Raw genomic sequence first — 1,105 nt, 5'->3', positions numbered from 1 at the left:
TGGCAAGTCACCGAGGGCAACCTGGTCGGTGACGACAGCCTGGCTGGTGATGTGACTCGTGAATCCGGCAACAACGTGGGCAACTACGCCATCAGCGCCGCAGATCTGGAAAACGGCAACTATGTGATCAGCGCAGTGGATGGCACCCTGACCATCAACCCGCGCCCTCTTACTGTCACTGCCGATGATCAGGAGAAGATCTACGGCGATGCCGACCCGGAACTCACTTGGCAAGTCACCGAGGGCAACCTGGTCGGTGACGACAGCCTGGCTGGTGATGTGACTCGTGAATCCGGCAACAACGTGGGCAACTACGCCATCAGCGCCGCAGATCTGGAAAACGGCAACTATGTGATCAGCGCAGTGGATGGCACCCTGACCATCAACCCGCGCCCTCTTACTGTCACTGCCGATGATCAGGAGAAGATCTACGGCGATGCCGACCCGGAACTCACTTGGCAAGTCACCGAGGGCAACCTGGTCGGTGACGACAGCCTGGCTGGTGATGTGACTCGTGAATCCGGCAACAATGTAGGCAACTACGCCATCAGCGCCGCAGACCTGGAAAACGGTAACTATCAGATCACCGCCACCGATGGTGTGCTGACCATCGACCCGCGCCCTCTTACTGTCACTGCCGATGATCAGGAGAAGGTCTACGGCGATGCCGACCCGGAACTCACCTGGCAAGTCACCGAGGGCAACCTGGTCGGTGACGACAGCCTGGCTGGTGATGTGACTCGCGAATCCGGCAACAACGTGGGCAACTACGCCATCAGCGCCGCAGATCTGGAAAACGGCAACTATGTGATCAGCGCAGTGGATGGCACCCTGACCATCGACCCGCGCCCGATTACTGTTAGCGCTGATGACCAAGATAAGATCTACGGCGATGCCGACCCGGAACTCACTTGGCAAGTCACCGAGGGCAACCTAGTCGGTGACGACCGCCTGGCTGGTGATGTGACTCGCGAATCCGGCAATAACGTGGGCAACTACGCCATCAGCGCCGCAGATCTGGAAAACGGCAACTATGTGATCAGCGCAGTGGATGGCACCCTGACCATCGACCCGCGCCCGATTACTGTTAGCGCTGATGACCAAG

At 58.9% G+C, this 1,105-nt stretch carries 1 protein-coding gene; it reads left to right on the top strand.

Annotated features, from left to right (window positions below; all coding sequences use genetic code 11):
* Window positions 1–1,105 (top strand): MBG domain-containing protein (locus HZS79_RS16705; RefSeq protein WP_179928419.1); only part of this gene is annotated, 1,105 nt, incomplete at both ends.

This window comes from Vreelandella zhaodongensis (assembly GCF_013415115.1).
Classification (GTDB): Bacteria; Pseudomonadota; Gammaproteobacteria; order Pseudomonadales; family Halomonadaceae; genus Vreelandella; species Vreelandella zhaodongensis.
Note: the sequence above shows the minus strand (reverse complement) of the source record. Positions and strands in the feature narration are given on the sequence as shown.